This window comes from Paenalcaligenes suwonensis (assembly GCF_011290505.1).
Classification (GTDB): domain Bacteria; phylum Pseudomonadota; class Gammaproteobacteria; order Burkholderiales; family Burkholderiaceae_B; genus Paenalcaligenes; species Paenalcaligenes suwonensis.
Genome location: NZ_JAANPV010000006.1, coordinates 81,618 through 106,678, shown reverse-complemented (window position 1 = coordinate 106,678; position 25,061 = coordinate 81,618). Strand labels below are relative to the sequence as shown.

Genomic DNA, 25,061 nt, shown 5'->3' with positions numbered 1-25,061 from the left:
TTAGGTACGACGGTTGATGGGGACGAATTTCAGGTCGTTAGGGCCAATGTAGTTGGCTGTGGGGCGGATGATTTTGTTGTCGACGCGCTGTTCAATAATGTGCGCGGCCCATCCTGCGGTACGGGCAAGCACGAAGAGTGGCGTAAACATAGAGGTGGGTACACCCATCATGTGGTAGGACACCGCTGAAAACCAATCCAGATTCGGGAACATTTTTTTGGCTTCCCACATGACGGTTTCTAAGCGTTCAGCGATGTCATACATCTTGGTGCTATTTTGTTTTTTGGACAGCTTGTAAGCCACCTCTTTGATGATTTGATTACGTGGGTCGGCCACGGTATAGACTGGGTGCCCAAAACCTATGATCACCTCTTTGTTTTCCACGCGTCTGCGTATATCGGCTTCGGCTTCGTCAGGATTGTCATAGCGTTTTTGTATTTCGAAGGCCACCTCATTGGCGCCGCCATGTTTGGGGCCTCGTAAAGCACCAATGGCACCTGTAATGGCGGAATACATGTCTGAACCTGTGCTGGCAATGACCCGGCTGGTGAAGGTAGAGGCATTGAATTCGTGTTCTGCGTACAAAATCAGCGAGGTATGCATAGCGCGTACCCAGTCTTCTGAGGGGGCTTGGCCGTGCAGTAGATGCAAAAAATGTCCGCCTATGCTGTCGTCGTCGGTCTGTAAGCTAATGGAGCAGCCGTTATGGCTGAAGTGATACCAGTACAGTAGGGCAGAGCCTAGGTTGGCGATAAGGTGATCGGCAATATCGCGCGCATCGGGCAGGTTGTGGTCATCTTTTTCGGGTAATACGCAGCCTAAGACCGATACCGCTGTACGCATTACATCCATGGGGTGGCTAGCGGGTGGGAGCGTCTCCAGCACGGAGACTAGTGCTGCCGGTAAACCTCGTAAACGGCGTAGTTTGTCTTTGTAGGCTTTAAGTTCGGGGCGGGTGGGAAGTTTGCCGTGAATCAGTAGGTGGGCAATTTCTTCAAACTCGCAGGTGTGTGCGATATCTAAGATGTCATAGCCACGGTAGTGTAAGTCGTTGCCGCTACGGCCTACGGTACACAGGGCGGTATCACCCGCAACAATGCCGGATAAGGCTACTGATTTTTTGGGTTTGGGTGGTGGGGTAATGCTCGCATCCGCTGACTTGACGGGTTTGGTCGATGCGGTGCGTCGAGTTGTTGTAGCCATGTCTGCCTCCTTTTGAACTGCTTTGGGTGTCTTCTGTGTGCACAGAAGTAGCGTTTAAATTCAAAGGTGTGGTCGCCGATACGACTGGTATCCCATTTTGTGAACGGGGTGCGCGTATTTTCTGATGCCGAATGATGTGAACGAAACGGCAGCAGCGGCTTTTTGGCGCGTGCATCATAAGGGGCTGGTGTGCTTACCTTAATGCGCCACTACTACTTACGGGACGAATCAAAGCCTGGGCTTGTATTCGGTCATACGTGTTAGTTCAAAGACTTGGGTGCTCTACTACAAGTTTGAAAAAGGGTGATAGGAACCTCTAGCATACCTAAAAAAAAGGCCTGCATAGAGCAGGCCTTGATCTAAAGTCTTACGCGAGTAAGTCTTTCACACCGTCACGTTCTTCTAGCAGTTCGTTCAGGGTGAAGTCCATACGTTCGCGGGAGAACTCGTCGATTTCCAAACCAGCTACACGAGTGTACTCACCGTTTGCAGTGGTTACAGGTACGCCGTAGATGATGCCTTCTGGGATGCCGTAAGAGCCATCGGAAGGAACACCCATCGTGACCCACTTGCCGTTGCTGCCCAGTACCCAGTCGCGTACGTGGTCAATTGCAGCGTTAGCAGCAGAAGCAGCGGAGGACAGGCCACGCGCTTCAATAATGGCGGCGCCACGTTTACCTACTTTAGGGATAAAGGTGTCACGGTTCCATTCTTGGTCGTTGATTTTCTGTTCCAGCGATGCGCCGTTAACGGTAGCAAAGCGAATATCTGGGTACATGGTAGGGGAGTGGTTGCCCCATACAATCAGGTTCTCGATATCTGCAACAGCGATATTGGCTTTCTGAGCCAATTGCGACAACGCACGGTTGTGATCCAAACGCAGCATGGCTGTGAAGTTTTTCGCAGGCAGATCAGGTGCGGATTTCATCGCGATGTAAGCGTTGGTGTTAGCAGGGTTACCTACTACCAATACTTTCACGTTGCGGCTGGCTACATCGTTCAATGCACGGCCTTGCTCAGTGAAAATCTTAGCGTTTACGCTCAACAAATCTTTACGTTCCATGCCTGGGCCACGAGGACGGGCGCCAACCAGCAGAGCAACGTCAGCATCTTTGAATGCTGTGCGTGGATCGCTGTGAGCAGACATGCTTTGCAGCAGAGGGAAAGCGCAGTCGTCCAGCTCCATCATTACGCCTTGAAGGGCTTTCTGGGCTTTTTCGTCTGGGATTTCTAGCAGTTGCAGAATAACGGGTTGGTCTTTGCCCAGCATTTCGCCGGAAGCGATGCGGAACAATAGAGCGTAACCGATCTGGCCTGCGGCGCCGGTAACGGCTACGCGCATTGCGGGTTTGGACATGAGAGTTGACTCCAGTTGGGTTGGAAAAACAGTGTTCTTGGAACCTAGTGTACTGCCAGTTTGCGTTACTGAAACCTAAAAATGCATGTGATTTTTGATGTGGCTCATAACGGGGGTTCCCATGGTGCGAACACTAGACCAAAATGGGGGGCTAGTCAAATCTCTTATATCTTATATAAGACAGAAGAGTGTTAGACAGATTCGGTATAGCGTGCGAAAATAAAGGCTACGTTTAAATTCTTGTGCACGGTTATTGATGACACGTAACCGGCTAGCAGGCTTATGACAGATCCCATTGCTACACCCGAACGATTGTTGGTCTCGGAGCGAAACGCTGCCAGTGCAGCGTACAGTCCGTTGTACCAACAGATCAAGTCTTTGCTGCTGCAAAGCCTTGACCGTGGGGAGTGGAAGCCGGGCGAAGCAATTCCCAGCGAATTTGATTTAGCGGCCCGCTATCAGGTCAGCCAAGGTACGGTGCGTAAAGCCATCGACGAACTGGCTGCCGATAACTTGCTGATTCGTCGCCAAGGTAAAGGTACCTTCGTATCTACACATCACGAAGCGAAAGTGCGCTACCGGTTTTTGCGACTGACACCTGATGATGGCCATCAACCTGCAACAAGTAGTGTGATTTTAGGCTGCTCACGCATCAAAGCGCCTGCCGATATTGCGAACCTATTGGGTTTGCGTACTGCAGATGTGGTGGTGAATGTGCGGCGAGTACTGTCTTTTGACGGCATGCCTACTATTTTGGATGACATTTGGTTGCCAGGCTCTGCGTTTAAGGGTGTAACGGCAGAAAGCGTGGCGGCGAATAAACGTCCTATGTACGCGTGGTTCGAGAGTGGATTTGGCGTCAGCATGGTGCGCGCCGATGAATCTATACGGGCTGTGGCAGCCAGCGCAGAGGCTGCCGAACACCTAGGTGTGGCAGAGGGAACCCCCCTATTGCAAGTTGAGCGAGTGGCTTACACCTATGGCGATCGCCCTATGGAAGTACGTAGAGGGTTGTATATAACGGACCGATTCCACTACCGAAACCTGCTTAATTGATCTTTGTGTGCGTCAAGTCTGGCGCTTTACGAAGTAAATAGGCGAAAATACTAAAACTAAAATCTTCACGTAACCACGATGCACTCATTTTGTTTTTATAGAGGCCATAATGTCTGATACCGCATCCAAACCGCGTCCGGAGTATCGCAATATCGGCATACCGCAGATATTGTCATACCGCTTACCGTTGGCGGCCAAAACTTCCATTCTGCACCGCATTAGCGGCGCTCTGTTGTTCTTGAGCCTACCTGTGGTTCTGTTGCCTTTGTTGGCGGCAAGCTTGGGTTCTGAGGCTGGGTTCAACCAGATTGGCGCCTACGTAGGTCACCCATTGTTCAAACTGGTATTGCTGGTTCTGATCTGGGGTTACTTGCATCACTTCTGTGCTGGTATTCGTTATTTGGCACTGGATCTGGGCAAAGGTATAGATAAATACAGCGCCTGTAAAACGGCTGCGTCAGTCATCATCGTCAGTCTGGCTTTGACGGTTGTATTTGGTTTGAAACTGTTTGGAGCATGGTAATGGCGAGTCCAGAACGAGTTGGGCAACATCGTCTGGTAGTGGGCGCCCACTACGGGACATTCGATTTCATTATCCAGCGTGTCACCGCTGTGATCATGATCATCTATACCCTGGTGTTTTTGGTAGGTCTGTTGGTAAACATGCCTTTGGATTACCAGTCCTGGCGTAGCCTGTTTGCATTCAAGGTGGGTGGACTGCCTTTGGGTCAATTGCTATCAAGCCTGTTTTTCATGTCCTTGGCATGGCACGCTTGGATTGGCGTACGTGACATCTGGATGGATTACGTTAAGCCCACTGGCTTGCGTCTGACTTTGCAAGTCCTGACCATTTTGTGGTTGGTAGCATCCATCATTTTCTTTGCACAAATTATCTGGAGCCTGTAAGCCGTGGCTGCTATTCATAAATCATTGCCCCGCCGCCAGTTCGATGTGGTGGTGGTAGGTGCCGGCGGTGCTGGCATGCGTTGTTCGTTACAGCTTGCCCGTGCTGGTCTGTCGGTAGCTGTACTGTCTAAAGTTTTCCCAACACGCTCCCATACGGTTGCAGCGCAAGGTGGGGTAAGTGCCTCGCTGGGTAACATGAGCGAAGATCATTGGCAATGGCACATGTACGATACCGTTAAAGGTTCGGACTGGCTGGGTGACCAAGACGCTATTGAGTTCATGTGCCGTGAAGCGCCTAACGCTGTATACGAGTTAGAGCACTTTGGTATGCCGTTTGACCGTAACGCTAACGGTACTATTTACCAGCGTCCTTTCGGTGGTCACACAGCTAACTTCGGCGAGAAGCCTGTTCAACGCGCCTGTGCCGCTGCTGACCGTACTGGCCACGCCATGTTGCACACGTTGTACCAGCAAAACGTAGCCTCCCGTACCAACTTCTTTGTTGAGTGGATGGCTCTGGATCTATTGCGTAACGAAGCTGGCGATGTGCTGGGTGTTACTGCGCTAGAAATGGAAACCGGCGAGATATTCGTGCTGGAAGCCAAACGTACTGTGTTGGCAACTGGTGGTGCTGGTCGTATCTGGGGTGCCTCTACTAACGCCTTCATCAACACTGGTGACGGTCTGGGTATGGCAGCTCGTGCAGGCTTGGCGCTGGAAGACATGGAGTTCTGGCAATTCCACCCAACTGGTGTGGCTGGCGCTGGTGTTCTGATTACTGAAGGTGTGCGTGGTGAAGGCGGTATCTTGCTGAATAAAGACGGCGAGCGCTTCATGGAACGTTACGCACCTAACCTGAAAGACTTGGCCCCACGTGACTTCGTGTCTCGTTCTATGGACCAAGAGATCAAAGAAGGCCGTGGTTGTGGCGATGGTAGCTATGTGGTTCTGAAATTGGATCACCTGGGCGAAGATGTTATTAAGAAACGTCTGCCATCCATTCGCGAAATTTCCATCAAATTTGCGAACGTTGACCCAATCAAAGACCCAATCCCAGTGGTACCAACCATTCACTATCAGATGGGCGGTATTCCTACTAACTACTACGGTCAAGTTGTGGACTACAAAAACGGCGAAACTAAAGTCGTTAATGGCCTGTACGCAGTAGGTGAGTGTGCGGCGACTTCCGTTCACGGTGCTAACCGTTTGGGTACTAACTCCTTGCTGGATCTGATCGTGTTTGGTCGTGCGGCGGGTAACCACATTGTGGATTCCCACCCAGAAAAAGAACACAGCCATCAAGATATTCCAGAATCTGCTATCGATTACTCGGTCGCACGTGTGGAGCATCTGGAAAGCCGTACATCGGGCGAAAAAGCTCAAGATGTGGCTGGCAAAATGCGTACCATCATGCAAGCTCACTGTGGCGTGTTCCGTACTATGGACCTGCTGAAAGAAGGCGAGCGCTTGATCGAAGAGATGGTGCCAGAAGTTAACGATATTTACTTTAAGGATAAATCCAAAGTATTCAATACAGCACGTATTGAAGCGCTGGAAGTGTCCAACATGATTGAAGTGGCTCGTGCCACAACCCGTTCTGCTGCCAACCGCACAGAAAGCCGTGGTGCTCATGCACTGAACGACTTCCCTGAGCGCGATGACGAGAACTGGTTGCGCCATACCTTGTGGTATGCCGATGGCAGCCGTCTGGACTACAAACCAGTTCAGATGAAACCTTTAACGGCCGAAACTATTCCGCCTAAGCCACGTACCTTCTAATCAGGACGCTGTCATGAGTAAAACACGGACTATTAAATTCGAAATTTATCGCTACGATCCTGATAAGGACGAGCGCCCCTACATGCAAAAGCTGGAAGTAGAACTCCAGCCTACCGACAAAATGTTGTTGGACGCTATTGTTCGCATCAAAAACGATGTAGACGATAGCTTGGCTATTCGTCGTTCTTGCCGCGAAGGCGTTTGTGGCTCTGATGCCATGAACATCAACGGCAAGAATGGTTTGGCCTGTACCACTAACTTGAACGATTTGAAACAACCTATTGTTCTGCGCCCATTGCCTGGCTTGCCAGTCATTCGGGATCTGATCGTGGACATGACTAACTTCTTTGATCAGTACCACTCTATCAAGCCGTACTTGATCAACGAAACACCACCGCCAGAAAAAGAACGTCTGCAATCACCAGAAGCTCGTGAAGAGATCGACGGTGTTTACGAATGTATTCTGTGCGCGTGTTGTTCTACATCATGCCCATCGTTCTGGTGGAACCCTGATAAGTTTGTGGGTCCAGCAGGGTTACTGCAGGCGTACCGCTTTATTGCCGACTCGCGTGACGAGGCAACAGCTGAGCGTCTGGATAACCTTGAAGACCCATACCGTTTGTTCCGTTGCCATACCATCATGAATTGTGCGGATGTATGTCCTAAAGGGCTGAACCCCACACAAGCCATCGGCAAAATCAAAGAAATGCTGGTTCGCCGCAGCGTGTAATTAGGAGTAGAAATGAGAACGTTGACGCAGTTAGAACGGGCTCGCCTGCGTTGGAGAGCACGCCGAGGTTTGCTTGAAAACGATTTGATGGTGACCAAGTTTCTGGATCGTTATGAAGAAACTCTAACTGACGTTGACGTTTCTGCTCTAACGCTTCTGTTTGAAATGGATGACACGGAATTACTCGATGTTTTACTGGCCCGAAAAGAAGTTGAGGGCCAGTATGACACGACCGATATTCGGCGTTTGGTAGCTCAGATTCGTGAGCTGTAATTTTTGAGGAAGATATGTGATGCAACTGTCTGATAAGAAAGCGACACTATCGTTTTCCGATGGAAGTCCTTCGGTAGAGTTTCCCGTATACAAAGGGACGGTGGGTCCTGAGGTAATTGATATCCGTAAACTGTACGGTTCTACAGGTATGTTTACCTATGATCCGGGTTTTATGGCAACGGCCTCATGTGAGTCCGCTATCACTTACATTGATGGGGACCAGGGCAAGCTGATGTACCGTGGCTACCCTATCGAGCAATTGGCTCAGAACTGCAACTTCTTAGATGTTTGCTATTTGATTCTGAACGGCGAATTGCCTGATGAAAAACAGAAAACTGATTTTGACTGGCTGGTGACACACCACACGATGGTTCAAGAGCAAATGCAGACATTCCTGCATGGCTTCCGTCGTGATGCGCACCCTATGGCTATTCTGACCGGTTTGGTTGGTGCCATGTCGGCTTTCTATCACGATTCCACTGACATCACTAATCCTGAGCACCGTCGTATTTCCGCTATCCGTTTGATCGCGAAAATGCCAACGTTGGTTGCGATGGCGCACAAGTACACATTGGGTCAACCTTTGATGTACCCGCGCAATGACCTGAGCTACACAGGTAACTTCCTGCGCATGATGTTTGGTACCCCCTGCGATGACTACCAAGTAAACGAAGTGGTAGAGCGCGCACTGGATCGTATCTTTATTCTGCACGCAGAGCACGAACAAAACGCTTCTACTTCTACAGTACGTCTGTGCGGTTCTTCAGGTACCAACCCATTTGCAGCGATTGCATCTGGCGTAGCGTGCTTGTGGGGTCCTGCTCACGGTGGCGCAAACGAAGCATGCTTGAACATGCTGGAAGAGTTGCAAGCTAACGGTGGTGTAGAGAAAGTTGGCGAGTTCATGGAAAAGGTCAAAGACAAAAACTCAGGCGTACGTCTGATGGGCTTTGGTCACCGTGTATACAAAAACTACGATCCACGCGCCAAATTGATGCAAGAGACATGCAAAGAAGTATTGGCTGCTTTGGGTCTGGAAAACGATCCTCTGTTCAAACTGGCAATGGAATTGGAGCGTATTGCTCTGGAAGACCCATACTTTGTTGAGCGTAAACTGTATCCGAACGTAGATTTCTATTCCGGAATCGTACAGCGCGCTATCGGTATTCCTACTCCATTGTTTACGGCTATCTTTGCCTTGGCACGTACAGTAGGTTGGATCTCGCAGTGGGATGAAATGATCTCCGATCCAGGCTACAAAATTGGCCGTCCTCGTCAGTTGTACACAGGCGAAACAGAGCGCAATATCTAATAAACTAGATAACAGCTCTGAATTAATGAACCCAATCGTTATTGAACGGTTGGGTTTTTTTGTGTCTGTATGAAAAGCGAGCACGCATAAAAAACTCCCCCTCAGCGTGTGCTGAGGGGGAGTTGCTTGTAGCAGTATAGGTCTGCTTTTTATTAGGCTTTTTGTGCTGCTTCCACTGCATCCAATACCGCAATAGCAGTCATATTCAGAATACGACGTACGCTAGCGCTGGTGGTTAGGATGTGTACTGGACGTTTTGCACCCAGCAGGATTGGGCCCATTGCTACGCCGCCACTGCCTGTGGTTTTCAGGATGTTGTAGGTAATGTTACCGGCATCCAAGTTAGGAGTGATCAGCAGGTTAGCAGGGGCTTTCAATGTGCTGTCTGGGAAGGCTTTGAAGCGTACGCTGTCATCCAGTGCGGAGTCAGCGTGCATTTCACCATCCACTTCCAGTTCAGGAGCCATCTCTGCCAGCAAGCGACGTGCTTCAGCCATTTTTCTGGATGAAGCGTTATCGCGACTACCAAAGTTGGAGTGCGACAGCAGTGCTACGCGAGGCTCAACACCAAAGCGACGAACTTCGTGTGCTGCCAAGATGGTCATGTTAGCGATTTGTTCTGCAGTAGGATTTTCGTTTACGTGCGTATCGCAAATAAACAAAGTCTGTGTAGGCAGTACCAATGCGTTCATGGCAGCGAAAGTAGTAGCACCTTCTTGCAGGCCAATAACATCTTGTACGTGGTTTAGTTCGTTTACGAACGGGGAAGTGACACCGCACAGCATGGCGTCTGCATCACCGCGTTCCAGCAACATTGCACCAATCAAGGTGTTGTTTTTGCGGATAGAGGCTTTAGCGACTTCAGGTGTTACGCCAAAACGGGCGCGTTGCTGGTAGTAGCTGGTCCATGTTTCGTTAAAGCGATCGTCATTTTCTGGGTCAACGATTTCCACGTTCGCACCAGGTTGCAGACGCAAACCAAAGCGTTTGATGCGCATTTCGATCACAGAAGGGCGGCCAACCAAAATTGGTTTAGCAATACGCTCGTCTACGGCAGACTGCACTGCGCGCAATACACGCTCGTCTTCACCGTCAGCGTAAATCACACGCTTAGGTTCTTGTTTGGCTTGCATGAACAGTGGGCGCATCAGAGGGCCGGAGCGATAAGTCATCGCAATCAGCTTCTGACGGTAGGCTTCCATGTCAGCGATAGGGCGTGTGGCTACACCAGAGTCCATCGCTGCTTGTGCCACGATTGGGGCAATGTGTGCCAGCAAACGTGGATCAAATGGACGAGGAATAATGTAGTCAGGACCAAAGCTCAGTTCGCTGTCATCGTAGATTTCAGCTTCAGCCAATTCTGCAATGGCTTTTACGCAAGCCAGCTTCATTTCTTCGTTAATGACGCTTGCACCGCAATCCAGCGCGCCACGGAAAATGAAGGGGAAGCACAGAACGTTGTTAACTTGGTTAGGGTAGTCAGAACGGCCTGTTGCGATAATGCAGTCTGGGCGTGTTTCTTTAGCCAACTCAGGACGGATTTCTGGCTCAGGGTTAGCTAAGGCCAAAATCAGTGGCTGAGCAGCCATGCTGGTCAGCATAGCAGGGGTCAAGGCACCAGCAGCAGAACACCCTAAGAATACGTCTGCATCCACAATAGCGTCAGCCAATGTGCGGTAGTCGGTTTCTTGAGCGTATTGAGCCTTGCTAGGCTCCATGTTTTCTTCACGGCCTTTCCAGATAATGCCGCGAGAATCAGCAACATAAATGTGCTCGCGTGGCAGGCCCAAGCTTACCAGCAAGTTCAAGCAAGCAATCGCTGCAGCGCCTGCGCCAGAACATACCAGTTTCACATCTTCGATTTTCTTGTTAACGACTTTCAGGCCGTTAACAATCGCAGCGGTAGAAATAATTGCTGTACCGTGCTGGTCATCGTGGAAGACCGGAATCTTCATGCGTTTGCGCAGTTCTGTTTCGATGTAGAAGCACTCAGGTGCTTTAATATCTTCCAGGTTCACGCCGCCCAGTGTGGGCTCCATGGCAGCAATAATATCTACCAGTTTTTGTGGGTCGTTTTCGGCCAGCTCGATGTCAAACACATCAATACCAGCAAATTTTTTGAACAGGCAGCCTTTGCCTTCCATAACTGGCTTCGATGCCAGAGGGCCAATATTACCTAGGCCTAGTACGGCGGTACCGTTACTGATCACACCTACCAAGTTAGCGCGCGATGTGTACTTTGCTGCAGCTTCGTTACCGTCAGCATGAATAGCCATACATGCTTCAGCTACGCCAGGGGAGTAAGCAAGGGACAAGTCGTCTTGATTCGCCAGAGGCTTGGTGGGAGTAACCGAAATTTTTCCGGGTGTAGGGTAAGCGTGGTAATCCAGCGCCATTTTGGCCAGATCTGCTTTGGCAACCATTGTTGATGTGCTCCTGCGGGATATCTATCTGTGTAAAAGCTAAAAGCGGATTTGCTCTTTTTTGTTCATCAGGCAAATTACGATGAATTGCATGTTATAGCGTGAATGTGCAAAGTAATGCATGTCGCAACGCAGCATAGTAAAAGTATTGAAGCCTGACAGGTACAAAAAGAGCACGCAGAACCAAGTGGTTCTACGAAATTGCAGGGCTACATTGTACCAAGTGGACCTGGTTTTTTTGGCGTATGCGCAACAAAGTGGCTCTGGTAAAGGCTTTTCAAGAAGCCGATGTGCATAGTTTAAGGCTCACATGTATACTAAATTACATACGGCTTGTTTAAAGGCGTTAAGTAGCCTTCTGCTCTGCTATCCGCTATACGGCGTGGCCGTGATCGCGGAAGGTATTCCTGCATCTCATTACGAGTGAAACACTCGGACAGGTGAAGCATATAATGTCATCATCGCAACTAGAATTGCTGTCCACGTCCTATCTTTTTGGTAGCAACGCTGCCTATGTGGAAGATTTGTACGAGATTTATCTGGACAATCCCACTGCGGTGCCTGGTGAATGGCGTGATTATTTCGACCAGTTGCAGCATCTGCCTGCTACCGATGGTCGTGAACATACACGTGACCAAGCACACGCTCCAATCGTAGAATCTTTTGCTCAGCGTGCTAAGGCAAATGCTTTGGCTGCCCGTATTCCTTCAGTGGACTTAAGTGTTGCCGCTAAGCAGGTATCGGTACAATCGCTGATCGCCGCTTACCGCTCTTTGGGCGTAAGGCTGGCTATGCTGGATCCCCTGAAACGCTCCGAACGTGTTAGTTTTGCTGAGCTGGATCCTTCTTTTTATGGTTTGACCGAAGCTGATCTCGATCAGGTTTACTCGGCCACCAACACCTATTTCACTACCAATGTGACAATGACATTGCGCGATTTGCTGAAAGCATTGCGTGACACCTATTGTCAGTCCATTGGTGCTGAGTTCATGCACATTTCTGACCCAGTAGCCAAACGTTGGATACAAGAGCGTCTGGAGTCCGTGCATGGCGCATTCGAATTTAATACAGACGAAAAACGCAACATTCTGCAGCAGCTAACTGAAGCAGAAGGTTTAGAGCGTTTCTTGCACACTAAATACGTTGGTCAAAAACGCTTCTCGCTAGAAGGTGGTGAAAGTTTCATCGCTTCTATGGACGAAGTTGTGAACCACGCAGGTGATAACGGTGTGCAGGAAATTGTTGTGGGTATGGCCCACCGTGGTAGGTTGAACATGCTGGTAAACATCATGGGCAAAATGCCTGGTGATTTGTTTGCCGAGTTTGAAGGCCGCTACACCGAAGGTCTGACTGATGGTGACGTCAAATACCACAACGGTTTTTCAAGCGACTTGTCCACACGTGGCGGTCCAATCCACCTGTCTTTGGCTTTTAACCCCTCCCACCTGGAAATCGTAAACCCAGTGGTAGAAGGGAGCACACGCGCTCGTCAAGATCGTCGTGGCGACAGCACTGGTGAGCAGGTATTACCTGTGTTGGTACACGGTGATGCAGCGTTTGCAGGCCAAGGTGTAGTGATGGAAACCCTGAACCTGGCCCAGACACGTGGCTACGGCACAGGCGGTACCCTACACATTGTGATTAATAACCAGATTGGTTTCACAACCTCCGATCCGCGTGATGCACGTTCTACGCTGTACTGTACAGATGTAGTGAAAATGATCGAAGCACCTGTGTTCCACGTGAACGGTGATGATCCTGAAGCGGTAGTATTTGTTACGCGCTTGGCTTTGGATTACCGCAAACAGTTCCGCCACGATGTAGTGGTTGATATTGTGTGTTTCCGTAAACTGGGCCACAACGAACAAGATACGCCAGCACTGACTCAGCCGCTGATGTACAAGAGCATTGGTAAGCATCCAGGTACACGTAAGCTGTACGCTGACAAACTGGTAGCCCAGAACGTGCTGTCCGATGAAGAAACCGAAGGCATGGTGAAAGCCTACCGTCAACTGATGGAAGACGGTAAGCGTACTGTTGAGCCTGTACTGACAGACTATAAAAACAAGTACTCTACCGACTGGTCTCCATTCCTGAGCGCTAAATGGACAGATCAAGCCGACACTGGCTTGCCTCTGGCTGAACTAAAGCGTCTGGGGGAACGTATTACTGAAGTGCCTGAGGGCTTCACTGTACACTCTCTGGTTAACCGTCTGTTGAACGACCGTCGTGCGATGGCCCGTGGTGAACAGAACGTAGACTGGGGTATGGGTGAGCACTTGGCGTTTGCTTCATTGGTAAACACTGGCTACGCCGTTCGTATTACCGGTCAGGACTCCGGCCGTGGTACGTTTAGTCACCGCCATGCCGTATGGCACGATCAAAAACGTGAACGTTGGGATGATGGCAGCTACATTCCGCTGCAAAATATCTCCGAAAACCAAGCCTCTTTCTTGGTCATTGACTCCGTACTGTCCGAAGAGGCTGTATTGGCGTTTGAATACGGTTACGCATCAGCAGAACCTAATATTCTGACTATCTGGGAAGCTCAGTTTGGTGACTTCGTGAACGGTGCCCAAGTGGTAATTGATCAGTTCATCAGCTCTGGTGAAGCAAAATGGGGCCGTCATTGCGGTCTGACCATGATGCTGCCACACGGCTACGAAGGCCAAGGTCCAGAGCACTCCTCTGCACGTATTGAGCGTTTCTTGCAGTCTTGTGCTGATAACAATATTCAAGTGGTTCAACCCACTACTGGTGCGCAAATTTTCCACGTGTTGCGCCGCCAGATGATTCGTCCTTTCCGTAAACCGCTGGTGCTGTTTACACCTAAGTCCTTGCTGCGTAACAAAGCAGCAACTTCGCCATTGAGTGATTTGTCTGAAGGCAGCAAATTCCAGCCTATCATTGCCGAGGTAAACGAGGACATCAAAGCTGCAGACGTGACACGTTTGTTGGTGTGTTCGGGTAAGGTTTACTACGACCTGGTTGCTGAGCGCGAAGCACTGCAGCGTGGTGACGTAGCGGTTGTTCGTGTAGAGCAGCTGTACCCATTTGCACATAAGTCTTTCCAAGCGGTTGTACAGCAGTACCCCAACCTGAAGGAAGTGGTTTGGGTGCAAGATGAGCCTCAGAACCAAGGTGCTTGGTTCTACATCCAGCATCACCTGATTGAGAATATGGCTGAAGGTCAGAAGTTGAGCTATGCAGGTCGTCCCGCATCAGCCTCGCCTGCGGTGGGTTACTTGGCTAAACACCAAGAACAGCATAAAGCCTTGCTTGAGCAAGCCTTTTCGCCACGTATCAAGGGCTTCTCGCTGGTTAAATAAGCGGGGCCACTTTTAGCAAATACACACATTTACGGAAAGAAAATATTATGTCTATTATCGAAGTTGTAGTTCCTCAGCTGTCTGAGTCCGTTTCTGAAGCTTCATTGCTCGAATGGAAAAAACAACCAGGTGAAGCCGTTAGCGCAGACGAAATCCTGATCGACGTTGAAACTGACAAAGTGGTGTTGGAAGTTCCTGCTCCGGCTGCTGGTGTATTGGTTGAGATCGTTAAAGGTGACGGTTCTACTGTATACGCTGGTGAAGTATTGGCGCGTATCGATACAGCTGCAACAGCAGCAGCTGCACCTAAAGCTGAAGCTGCTGCCGCACCAACTGCGCCTGCCGCTGCTGCACCTGCAGAAAAATCTACGACGATTGCGGCTGCATCTCCTGCTGCTGCAAAAATCCTGGCAGAAAAAGGTCTGGAAGTTGAAAATGTTGCTGGCTCTGGTCGTGGTGGTCGCGTAACCAAAGAAGACGCTGTAAACGCACAAGCTGGTAGCAGACAGAAAGCGGCTGCTCCTGCTGCACCTATAGGTGTGTCTCTGGATGGCCGTCCAGAACAACGCGTGCCTATGAGCCGTCTGCGTGCTCGTGTTGCTGAGCGTCTGCTGCAATCACAACAAGAAAACGCTATTCTGACCACGTTCAACGAAGTGAACATGCAAGCGGTTATGGATCTGCGTAAACAGTACAAAGATGTGTTCGAAAAAGAGCACGGCGTGAAACTGGGCTTCACTTCTTTCTTCGTGAAAGCGGCTGTTGCTGCGCTGAAAAAATACCCTATCATCAACGCTTCTGTTGATGGCAAAGACATCATCTATCACGGTTACTTCGATATCGGTATCGCAGTAGGTAGCCCACGTGGTTTGGTAGTACCAATTCTGCGTAACGCTGACCAACTGAGCATCGCTGAAATCGAACAGCAAATCGCTGATTTCGGTGCACGTGCCCGTGATGGCAAACTGACTCTGGAAGAGTTGACTGGTGGTACCTTCTCCATCTCCAACGGTGGTGTATTTGGTTCCATGCTGTCCACACCAATCATCAACCCACCTCAGTCCGCTATTTTGGGTATCCACGCCACTAAAGAGCGTGCAGTGGTTGAGAATGGCCAGATCGTTATTCGTCCAATGAACTACCTGGCAATGTCTTATGACCACCGTATCATTGATGGCCGTGAAGCCGTTTTGGCTTTGGTCACAATGAAAGAAGCGCTGGAAGATCCTCAGCGTTTGTTGCTGGATATTTAATCTAGCATCAGGTCTTTGATCATGTTTTAATGGTTCGGCCAGATGCGCATCGTATCTGGCCGGTCTTATTTTCAGTGCAGTGCTTCCCTGTGAAGAGCTCCAGTCCTGTTTGTGTATACAAGGGCTACTGTTGAGCTGCACGAAAAAGCTAAAGGTAAGAAAATGGCAAAACAATTTGATGTAGTAGTGATTGGTGCAGGCCCTGGTGGATACATTGCAGCAATCCGTGCAGCCCAGTTGGGTATGTCGGTAGCGTGTGTGGATGCATGGAGCGATGTCAACGGCAAAGCAGCCCCAGGTGGTACATGCACTAACGTAGGTTGTATTCCTTCCAAAGCGTTGTTGCAGTCTTCCGAACACTACGAACAAGCCGGCACACACTTTGCCGAGCACGGTATCGAAGTAAAAGGCTTGGGCCTGAAACTGGATACACTTTTGGGTCGTAAAGACACCGTAGTGACTCAAAACAACCAGGGTATCTTGTACCTGTTCAAAAAGAACAAAGTTAGCTTCTTCCACGGTAAAGCGGTATTTAACGCCAAAGTAGATGCTGGCTGGTCTGTGAAAGTTGAAGGCAAAGATGCTGAAGAACTGATCGCTAAACACGTGGTTGTGGCGACAGGCTCTTCCGCACGTCAATTCCCTGATCTGCCTTTCGACGAAGAAAAAATCGTATCCAACGATGGCGCATTGCGTTTCTCCTCCGTACCTAAAAAACTGGGCGTTATTGGCGCTGGTGTAATTGGTCTGGAATTGGGTAGCGTATGGCGTCGTTTGGGTGCTGAAGTCACGATCTTGGAAGGTGCATCTGATTTCTTGGCAGCTGCGGATCGTGATGTAGCTAAAGAAGCCCTGAAAGCGTTGACCAAACAAGGCTTGAACATCCAAATGGGTGCAAAAGTTAAAGGCATCGATGGTAAAGGCAAAGGCGTAGAAGTTAGCTACGAAGATGCTTCTGGCGCAGAACAGTCCTTGAAAGTAGATCGCCTGATCGTATCCATCGGCCGTGTACCTAACACTGACGGTCTGGGTGCTGAAACAGTAGGTCTGAAACTAGATGAGCGTGGTTTCGTTGTAGTAGACGACGACTGCCTGACCAACTTGCCTAACGTATGGGCAGTGGGTGACGTAGTACGTGGTCCTATGTTGGCTCACAAAGCGGAAGAAGAAGGTGTTGCAGTGGCTGAGCGTATCTCTGGCCAACACCCTCACGTGAACTTCGACACAGTGCCTTGGGTTATTTACACATCCCCAGAAATCTCTTGGGTAGGTAAAACTGAGCAGCAACTGAAAAAAGAAGGCCGCGACTACCGTGCTGGCAGCTTCCCGTTCATGGCTAACGGCCGTGCACGTGCGCTGGGCGATACTACTGGTTTCGTGAAAGTATTGGCTGATGCTAAAACAGACGAAGTCTTGGGCGTACACATCGTAGGTCCTATGGCATCTGAGCTGATCGCTGAAGCGGTAACAATCATGGAATTCCGTGGCGCGTCTGAAGACATCGCCCGTATTTGCCATGCACACCCAACACTGTCCGAAGCAATGAAAGAAGCTGCTTTGGCGGTAGACAAACGTGCACTGAACTTCTAATCCAAGTACTGTGCAGGAAAAAGCAGGCCTAGGCCTGCTTTTTTTATGGTCATAATGTTGCGGCTAGCACTATGTGTGTACGCGTCTTGCGACGTTATGCTTCTTAGACCAGCCCCGTGCGAGTTAAGGGTTTATACTGGTCGTTTTACTGTTTTTACCCCATTTACATGTCTGTTCGTCAATATTACAAGGATGCTCTGGCAGAGCGTGGTTACGAAGCCGATGCCGCCCAATTGGCGGGTATTGATCGCTTGCAACGCTTTTCCGATGAACTTCAGGCGTATGAGCGCAGTCAGCGCTCATTGATGAAGCGTTGGTTCTCTAAGGAGGCTCCACCCGAAGGCGTGTACCTATGGGGTGGGGTAGGGCGTGGTAAGAGCTTTTTAATGGATGCGTTTTATCGTAGCGTGCCCATAGAGCGCAAAACACGTCTGCACTTCCATGAATTTATGCGCAGCGTGCATCAGCAGTTGAACAACTTCAAAGGCCAAACTGACCCTCTAGAGGCAGTTGCGCAAGTGATTGCTGATCGCTACCGTTTGATCTGCTTTGATGAGTTTCACGTGTCAGATATTGCTGACGCCATGATTTTGTATAAGCTCTTGCTGGGTTTGTATGAGCGTGGTGTGTGCTTTGTGATGACCTCAAACTATCCGCCCGACAGTTTGTACCCTGATGGGCTACATCGTGATCGTATCTTGCCAGCTATTGCGCTCATTAAAAGCCGCATGAACGTTCTAACCATCGACACAGGGGTAGACTACCGTCGACGCTCGTTAGAGCAAGTGCAGGCGTATTTCACGCCTTTAAACGATGATAGCCGTGCACACTTACAGTCGGTCTTCGATAAGTTGTCTGACACAGCGCCAATGGAACCCACCATTGAAATTGAAAATCGTACCTTGCCGATGGTGGCTCGCAGTGGTAGTGTGGCGTGGTTTGGTTTTGATGTGTTGTGCGAGGGTGCGCGTTCCCAAAATGACTACTTGGATTTGGTCAGCCGTTTCCAAACCGTGATTTTGTCCGATGTGCCCCGTATGACGGTGCGTGATGCCTCGGCAGCACGACGCTTTACTTGGTTGGTGGACGTGTTATACGACCACCAAGTCAAACTGATTATCTCGGCAGAATGTGAGCCAGATGAGCTCTATGTGGAAGGCCCTATGGCATCTGAATTCCACCGTACGGTCTCACGTCTGGTAGAAATGCAGTCTAAAGAGTACCTGGAGTCCGAGCGCCGCAGCGCTGTGACCCTCTAACTTACTAATTGTTTTTAAAAGTCTTGATCTGATGAGCACACGTATACTTACAGGCATCACGACGTCGGGTATCCCTCATTTGGGAAATTATGCTGGCGCTATCCAACCTGCGATTCAAATGAGTCGCCAAACGGGTAACGACGCATTCTTTTTTATGGCCGACTACCACGCATTAGTGAAATGCGATGATCCAGAACGGGTAGCCCGTTCGCGCCAAGCGTTGGCGGCAACGTGGCTGGCTGCAGGTCTGGATACTGATAAAGCAACGTTCTATCGTCAGTCTGACATTCCTGAGATTCCTGAACTGAACTGGATACTCAGTTGTGTGACCTCTAAGGGCTTAATGAACCGTGCGCATGCTTACAAAGCAGCTCAGGATCAGAATGCGGCTAAAGGTATAGAGTTAGATGATGGCGTGACCATGGGGTTGTACTGTTACCCAGTCCTGATGTCTGCCGACATTCTGATTTTTAACGCCAACAAAGTGCCGGTAGGCCGCGACCAAGTTCAGCACTTGGAAATGGCGCGTGACATTGCTCAGCGTTTCAATCACATGTACGGTGAAACCTTTGTGTTGCCCGAAGTGCAGATCGCAGAAAACGTGGCTATTTTGCCAGGTTTAGATGGTCGCAAAATGTCTAAGAGCTACGACAACACCATTCCTCTGTTTGAAAGCTCTGAAGCAGAACTGAAAGCAGCGATTATGCGCATTGTGACGGATTCCCGTCAGCCCGGTGAGCCTAAAGACGCTGAGTCCTCCATGATCTTCCAGATCTACAAAGGCTTTGCTAGCGATGCTCAAACTACGGCCTTGAAAGCTGAATTGGAGCGTGGCATGGGTTGGGGGGATGCGAAAAACGCCTTGTTCACCTTGCTCAATGATCACTTGGCCCCTATGCGTGATCGTTACCAAGATTTGTTATCACGTCCAGACGATATTGAAGATATCTTGTTGGCAGGTGCAGCTAAAGCGCGTCAGCACACTGAGCCTTTGATGGAAAGAGTGCGTGATGCGGTAGGTCTGCGTAAAGCGAAGCGTGTCGCCGTATCGGCACCAGCCGAGAAGAAAGCTGCTCGTAAAGGCCGTTTTGTGAGCTTCCGCGAAGAAGAAGGCTTCCGCTTCCGTCTGTTGGATGCCGCAGGTACAGAGCTGTTGGTATCCGAGGTGTTTGCTGATCCACGTCAAGCTGGTATGGCGCAGAAGGCATTGGCTGCATTAAACAGCCGTAACCAGTTTGAGGTAGCCGGTGATGAGGCTTTGGTGGTAGTAGAGGGCGCTAAAGTTGCTAGCTTGCCTGCTGCTGAGCTGGATGCGTTGCTGGAAACTTTGGAAGGGATGCGGGCGGAGTAAGTGCTGTCGTCTGGTTTCTGAGTGGTAAGAACGGCTCCTAGAATTGGGGCCGTTTTTTATTGTTCAGATGCTTGTGATTGGTAAGTCATCCATCGTACACATTTGATGGAGGATGATGAGGAATGCGTTGGGGCTGTGTTCATCGCCCATGCTGGGGGACTGCAGGAATACTTTTTTGATTTGAGATACCAAATCAAAAAAGTTTCCTCTCCGTCCCCCCGGTTGTTTTGAATGTGGCGAGGCTTACCTCCCTTTCTTTTGTTGCAATGGGGACTGTTCAGCGGTGTTTTTACGTCAGAGTAGATTCGAACGATAGTAATAAACGCTAGGTTTGCAGCATCAGCGGTGGAGAGGTGATTACGGGAGTTAACTCGTACACTACCTGATTGCGTCTACCTCACATAATATTTCTACAAGAAGCAGGGTGCTCTACAGCAGCAACCAACGCCAAGCTCGTTGCAAGCGACGAAGGAAAGGCGGATGGAAGTATTTTTTTATTTGGTGTCTCAAATAAAAAAATACTTTCGCAGCCTTAGGCTACGGCAGGCAGTGATTGATCAGCGGGCTTTTTCTTTCTAGGCATGCAAACCCTCTTTCGAAGAAGTAAGTTGTGCAGTAGCTAGACCTAACAGCAATAAAAAACGGCCCCTAAAAAAACAGGAGCCGTTTCATCGCCAACCTAACGCGTATTACTTACGCAATTTAGCAAACGCTGCTGCCATCGCATTATTCATCGCAGGTTCTTCACGACGTTGTGGTGCGCGGCTGTTGTTGCGTTGAGGCTTGCCGCCACCCGAGGAGCGTCGGTCTGAATCACCGCCTGCAGGGCGTGAGCTAGGGATGTCATCGTTCAAACGCATGCTTAAGCTAATGCGTTTACGTGGCTCATCCACTTCCAACACTTTCACCTTAACCGTCTGGCCTACACGCACTACATCGCGTGGGTCGCTTACGAACTGGTCAGACAACGCCGAGATGTGCACCAAACCGTCTTGGTGTACGCCTACGTCCACAAATGCACCAAAGTTTGCCACGTTGGTGACTACGCCTTCCAATGTCATACCAGGGATCAGGTCAGAAATCTTGGTTACGCCTTCCATGAACGTCGCCGTGCTGAACTCTGGGCGTGGGTCACGGCCAGGTTTTTCAAACTCGGCAAAAATGTCTTGCACGGTTGGTAAACCAAAGCGTTCATCGGTAAAGTCGTTAGGGGACAAACCTTTGAGAGCACCACTTTGTCCCATTACTTCTTTGGCTTGCTTTTGAATACGAGCCAAGATGCGTTCAGCTACAGGATAGGCTTCAGGGTGAACGGCGGAAGCATCCAGTGGATTTTCGGCATTAGGAATGCGTAGGAAGCCCGCGGCTTGCTCAAAGGCCTTAGGGCCGAAGCGAGGTACGTCCAGCAGTTGTTTGCGCGACAGGAAGGCGCCATTGCTGTTACGCCATTCCACAATGTTTTTAGCCAAGGTGGCATTCAAACCGGATACGTGCATCAACAGAGGGGCAGAGGCGGTATTTACGTCCACGCCTACAGCGTTCACACAATCCTCAACCACAGCTTCTAGCGAACGAGCCAACTCACGCTGGTTCACGTCGTGCTGGTATTGGCCTACGCCAATGGCTTTAGGTTCGATTTTTACCAACTCAGCCAGAGGGTCTTGTAGACGACGTGCGATAGATACCGCACCACGCAAGCTTACGTCCAGCTCAGGGAACTCTTTGGCAGCCAGTTCTGACGCAGAGTACACCGATGCGCCAGCTTCGGATACGGACACACGTGTCAGTTGCAGTTCTGGATGGCGGCTTTGCAGTTCGCTTACCAGTTTTTCGGTTTCGCGTGATGCCGTACCGTTACCTACGGCTACTAGCTCAATGTTGTGTTTCTTGGCGATAGCAGCCAAGGTTTTTAAGCTACCTTCCACATCGCGGCGGGGCTCAAACGGGTAAATGGTGACGGTCTCTAGCAATTTACCTGTGGTATCAATGGCAGCCACTTTTACGCCAGTACGAATACCAGGGTCTAGGCCCAATACAGATTTATGGCCGGCAGGTGCTGCCAACAATAAGTCACGCAGGTTGGCGGCAAATACGCGTGTGGCTTCTTGCTCACCTTGTTCGCGCAAACGAGTAATCAATTCAGTTTCAAACAGTGTCAGCAGTTTGACGCGCCATGTCCAACGACATACCTCAGCCATCCATGCTTCGTGTGCAGTGGCTTGGCTGTCAAAGCGTGCAGCGCTATTACTAAGTTCAGCAATGCGCTCGATGCAAGGGTGCGGGTGCAGAGCTTCTTGCTCTTCGGTTAGGCCTAGACGCAGTGTTAGCACACCTTGTTGACGACCGCGTAGCAACGCTAAGGTACGGTGCGATGGTAGGGTACGTAAGGTTTCGCTGAAATCGAACCAGTCTTGGAATTTATTGCCTTCTTGCTCTTTGCCCTCTACGACTTTGGCGTACAGCAAACCGCTGTTCCACAGGTATTCACGCAGGCTAGCCAATAGGTCGGCATTTTCGGCTTGGTTCTCAGACAGAATGTCGCGCGCGCCATCTAAGGCTGCTTTGCTGCTATCAAAGGGGGCTTCGCCTACAAAGGCCTCTGCCAAGACCAATGGATCATTAGCAGGGTTGTCCAAAATTTTCTGCAGCAAGGCCTCTAGCCCTGCTTCACGTGCAATTTGTGCACGCGTACGGCGTTTGGGTTTGTAGGGGGTATATAAGTCTTCTAGACGTTGTTTGGTGTCTGCAGACGTAATTTCAGAAAGAAGTTCGGGATTGAGCTTACCTTGTTGCTCAATCGAATCTAAAATGGCGATACGACGGGTTTCCAGTTCGCGCAGATACAATAAGCGCACTTCCAACTCGCGTAGTACGCCGTCATCTAGACCGCCGGTAGCTTCTTTGCGGTAACGGGCAATAAACGGTACGGTGGCACCATCATCCAGCAAATCCACTGCCGCAGTGGCCTGATTAGGGCGTATGCTCAACTCGGTAGCGAGCTGTTGCAAGATACGGTTTTGGTCAATGGTACGCGGGGAAGAGGAGGGGGTAGTTGTCATGGATTCAATACGGCCAAAAAACAAGAGGTCGGGCTTGGTGCCATGCCGGAGGCTGACGTGAATCCCGTGTATGAACGGGAACCCAGTAAAAAATGATCGGCTTTGATTATAGAGCCGTGCAGAGATATTGAAAGAACTATGACTATGCTGACACAGGAACTTGACGAAATTTTTGCTGAGGGTGGACCTTTAGCGGAGTCTGTGCAGCAATACCATTTACGTATGGGCCAATTAGAGCTAGCGCGCTCTATTCATAAGGCCATCACAGACCATGAAATACTGATTGCCGAGGCGGGTACGGGTACAGGGAAGACATGGGCCTATTTGGTGCCGGTGTTTTTGAGTGGTGCTAAAGCCTTGGTGTCTACCGGTACGCGTACGCTACAAGATCAGTTGTTTAGGCGCGATTTACCGCATCTACGTAAAGCACTGGGATTGCCGGTTCAAGTCGCCCTGCTAAAAGGTAGGGGCAACTATGTGTGCCATTACCACTTGGAACGTACCGAGCAAGATAACCGAGGTTTTGCGTCGCGCCGTGAAGTGGCATGGATGCGTGAGATCCAACGTTTTAGTGAAGTGAGTAGTTCGGGGGATAAGTCTGAGTTGGCGAGTATCCCCGAAGACGCCGAAATCTGGTCGCGCGTCACTTCCACGCGAGAAAACTGCTTGGGGCAGGATTGCCCTTATGTGGGCGATTGCTTTGTGTTGAAAGCGCGTCGCAAAGCGCAAGAGGCTGATGTAGTGGTGGTGAATCACGCTTTGTTCATGGCTGATTTGGCGCTGCGAGAAGAAGGTATCACTGACCTATTACCTGCCGTAGATACGGTGGTGTTCGACGAGGCACATCAGTTACCCGATGTGGCGACGCGTTTCTTAGGTACATCGGTATCGCTGCATCACTTGCTAGACTTGGCCAAACAAACCGAGGTGGCTGGTTTGGGGCATGCGCGTGGTGTGGTGGATTGGACTGCCGTTGCCGGCGCCCTAGAGCAAGCCTGTAGAGATTTGCGTCTGGCCACGGCTGAAGTCGCCAGAATGCCAGGGGCTAGAGCAACTTTCGAGATGATTCCCGAAGCAGAGGCATTCGATGAGGCCTTAGAAGTACTGCTGGAAAAGCTAGATAAAATTATCAAGCTGCTAGAAATGCTGGCAGAGAAACATCCGGATTTGGGGGCAGCACATAAGCAGGCTTTGCTGTTACGCGCACGGTTGTTCTTATGGAGCCAGCCCGATAGGCAAGGGCGACATGCCTTGGCGCCAGACACAGCATCGGCAGAGCTCAAAGAGTCAGCTGCTGATGAAATGGTGCGCTGGGTAGAACACACACAAACGTCTTTACGTTTTCACAGCGCTCCCTTATCGGTTGCTAAGATTTTTTCACGTTATAGAGAGCCACACCAAGCGTGGGTGCTGACGTCGGCCACGTTATCGGTGCACGGTAATTTTGCCCACTTTGTGCATCAATTGGGGTTGTGGCAGGCCAGAACGGAAGTGTGGCCATCTCCCTTTGATTATCCACAGCAAGGGCTGATGTTTGTGCCCAATAGCTTACCTGCACCTTCTTCGCCACAGTTTAATGAGCAGTTCGTTAACTTATTAATGCCCTTGATTAAGCAGGCTAAGGGCGGTGTGTTGGTGTTGTGTACTACCTTGCGATCAGTAGAGCGTATTGCTGAACTGCTGCAAGAACGCTTTGAAGATGAAGGGATTACTAGGCCCTTATTAAGGCAAGGCGAGCGTTCACGGCGCGTGTTGTTAGAAGAGTTCCGTAATGGGCACAACATGGTGCTAGTGGGTAGTGCGAGTTTCTGGGAAGGTATTGATGTGCCTGGTGATGCATTGACCTTGGTGGCGATAGATAAGCTACCTTTTGCGCCGCCAGATGATCCTGTGCTGGAAGCACGCATTAATGCTTGCCGCGAGCGTGGCGGTAACCCCTTTATGGAATATCAGTTGCCGGATGCGGCGATTGCGTTGAAGCAAGGGGCGGGGCGTCTGATCCGTACCGAGCAGGACTGGGGGGTCTTAGTGGTGGGGGATTCACGCATTGTGGATAAGCCGTATGGAAAACTGTTGTGGCGTGGGTTGCCGCCCTTTTCGCGTACACGTGATCCGCAACGCGCATTGGCCTTTTTCCAAGAAAGGCAAAACGAGGAATAAAAAAAGCTGCCATGAGGCAGC

The 25,061-nt window shown here is 50.2% G+C and carries 17 protein-coding genes; 13 read left to right on the top strand and 4 right to left on the bottom strand.

Features of this window, described 5'->3' with window-relative positions; genetic code table 11:
* Complete coding sequence (gene prpC / locus GY634_RS10570) at positions 1–1,203, bottom strand: bifunctional 2-methylcitrate synthase/citrate synthase (protein WP_166408503.1); 1,203 nt, start codon at positions 1,201–1,203, stop codon at positions 1–3.
* A gap of 367 nt (positions 1,204–1,570) precedes the next feature.
* A complete protein-coding gene (locus tag GY634_RS10565; RefSeq protein ID WP_166408502.1) occupies positions 1,571–2,560 on the bottom strand; it encodes a malate dehydrogenase in 990 nt (329 codons plus the stop codon).
* Between the two features lie 282 nt (positions 2,561–2,842).
* Here GY634_RS10565 and GY634_RS10560 point away from each other — a divergent pair, with 282 nt between their 5' ends.
* The 7 genes from GY634_RS10560 to gltA all read left to right on the top strand — a co-directional run bounded on the left by GY634_RS10560 (position 2,843) and on the right by gltA (position 8,616).
* A complete protein-coding gene (locus GY634_RS10560; protein WP_166408501.1) occupies positions 2,843–3,616 on the top strand; it encodes a GntR family transcriptional regulator in 774 nt (257 codons plus the stop codon).
* Between the two features lie 109 nt (positions 3,617–3,725).
* Complete coding sequence (gene sdhC, locus GY634_RS10555) at positions 3,726–4,139, top strand: succinate dehydrogenase, cytochrome b556 subunit (RefSeq protein WP_135865740.1); 414 nt, start codon at positions 3,726–3,728, stop codon at positions 4,137–4,139.
* Positions 4,139–4,522 carry a succinate dehydrogenase, hydrophobic membrane anchor protein gene (gene sdhD, locus GY634_RS10550; protein ID WP_135865739.1) on the top strand — a complete coding sequence of 128 codons (384 nt, stop codon included), beginning with the start codon at positions 4,139–4,141 and terminating at the stop codon, positions 4,520–4,522. Before sdhC ends, sdhD begins: the two co-directional genes overlap by 1 nt.
* Positions 4,523–4,597: 75 nt before the next feature.
* Positions 4,598–6,301, top strand: coding sequence for a succinate dehydrogenase flavoprotein subunit (gene sdhA / locus GY634_RS10545; RefSeq protein ID WP_423227300.1), 1,704 nt, complete (start codon positions 4,598–4,600; stop codon positions 6,299–6,301).
* 13 nt (positions 6,302–6,314) lie between these two features.
* The gene (locus GY634_RS10540) at positions 6,315–7,031 is read left to right on the top strand and encodes a succinate dehydrogenase iron-sulfur subunit (protein ID WP_166408499.1); all 717 of its coding nucleotides are present in this window, start codon (positions 6,315–6,317) and stop codon (positions 7,029–7,031) included.
* Between the two features lie 12 nt (positions 7,032–7,043).
* Positions 7,044–7,304, top strand: a complete 261-nt coding sequence (locus GY634_RS10535) for a succinate dehydrogenase assembly factor 2 (RefSeq protein ID WP_135865733.1) — start codon at positions 7,044–7,046, stop codon at positions 7,302–7,304.
* Positions 7,305–7,323: 19 nt separating this feature from the next.
* Positions 7,324–8,616, top strand: a complete 1,293-nt coding sequence (gene gltA / locus GY634_RS10530; protein WP_166408678.1) for a citrate synthase — start codon at positions 7,324–7,326, stop codon at positions 8,614–8,616.
* Positions 8,617–8,768: 152 nt separating this feature from the next.
* On the opposite strand, the gene GY634_RS10525 is transcribed toward gltA, so the two are convergent.
* Complete coding sequence (locus tag GY634_RS10525) at positions 8,769–11,039, bottom strand: NADP-dependent malic enzyme (RefSeq protein WP_166408498.1); 2,271 nt, start codon at positions 11,037–11,039, stop codon at positions 8,769–8,771.
* Between the two features lie 452 nt (positions 11,040–11,491).
* Between GY634_RS10525 and GY634_RS10520 the strand changes: the two genes are divergently transcribed.
* The 5 genes from GY634_RS10520 to GY634_RS10500 all read left to right on the top strand — a co-directional run bounded on the left by GY634_RS10520 (position 11,492) and on the right by GY634_RS10500 (position 19,821).
* Positions 11,492–14,368, top strand: coding sequence for a 2-oxoglutarate dehydrogenase E1 component (locus tag GY634_RS10520; protein WP_166408497.1), 2,877 nt, complete (start codon positions 11,492–11,494; stop codon positions 14,366–14,368).
* 47 nt (positions 14,369–14,415) lie between these two features.
* Entirely contained in the window at positions 14,416–15,621 is a 1,206-nt protein-coding gene (odhB, locus tag GY634_RS10515; RefSeq protein WP_166408496.1) for a 2-oxoglutarate dehydrogenase complex dihydrolipoyllysine-residue succinyltransferase, read from the top strand.
* A gap of 162 nt (positions 15,622–15,783) precedes the next feature.
* Positions 15,784–17,211 carry a dihydrolipoyl dehydrogenase gene (lpdA, locus tag GY634_RS10510; RefSeq protein WP_166408495.1) on the top strand — a complete coding sequence of 476 codons (1,428 nt, stop codon included), beginning with the start codon at positions 15,784–15,786 and terminating at the stop codon, positions 17,209–17,211.
* A 167-nt stretch (positions 17,212–17,378) separates the two neighbouring features.
* Positions 17,379–18,470, top strand: a complete 1,092-nt coding sequence (gene zapE / locus GY634_RS10505) for a cell division protein ZapE (protein WP_166408494.1) — start codon at positions 17,379–17,381, stop codon at positions 18,468–18,470.
* Between the two features lie 31 nt (positions 18,471–18,501).
* On the top strand, positions 18,502–19,821 hold the full coding sequence (locus tag GY634_RS10500; RefSeq protein ID WP_166408493.1) for a tryptophan--tRNA ligase: 1,320 nt from the start codon (positions 18,502–18,504) through the stop codon (positions 19,819–19,821).
* Positions 19,822–20,510: 689 nt separating this feature from the next.
* On the opposite strand, the gene GY634_RS10495 is transcribed toward GY634_RS10500, so the two are convergent.
* Positions 20,511–22,880: a Tex family protein gene (locus GY634_RS10495; RefSeq protein WP_166408492.1), complete on the bottom strand. Its 2,370-nt coding sequence runs from the start codon at positions 22,878–22,880 to the stop codon at positions 20,511–20,513.
* A gap of 144 nt (positions 22,881–23,024) precedes the next feature.
* On the opposite strand from GY634_RS10495, the gene yoaA reads away from it, so the two are divergent.
* Positions 23,025–25,040 carry a DNA repair helicase YoaA gene (gene yoaA, locus GY634_RS10490; RefSeq protein ID WP_166408677.1) on the top strand — a complete coding sequence of 672 codons (2,016 nt, stop codon included), beginning with the start codon at positions 23,025–23,027 and terminating at the stop codon, positions 25,038–25,040.
* Positions 25,041–25,061 lie beyond the last annotated feature (21 nt).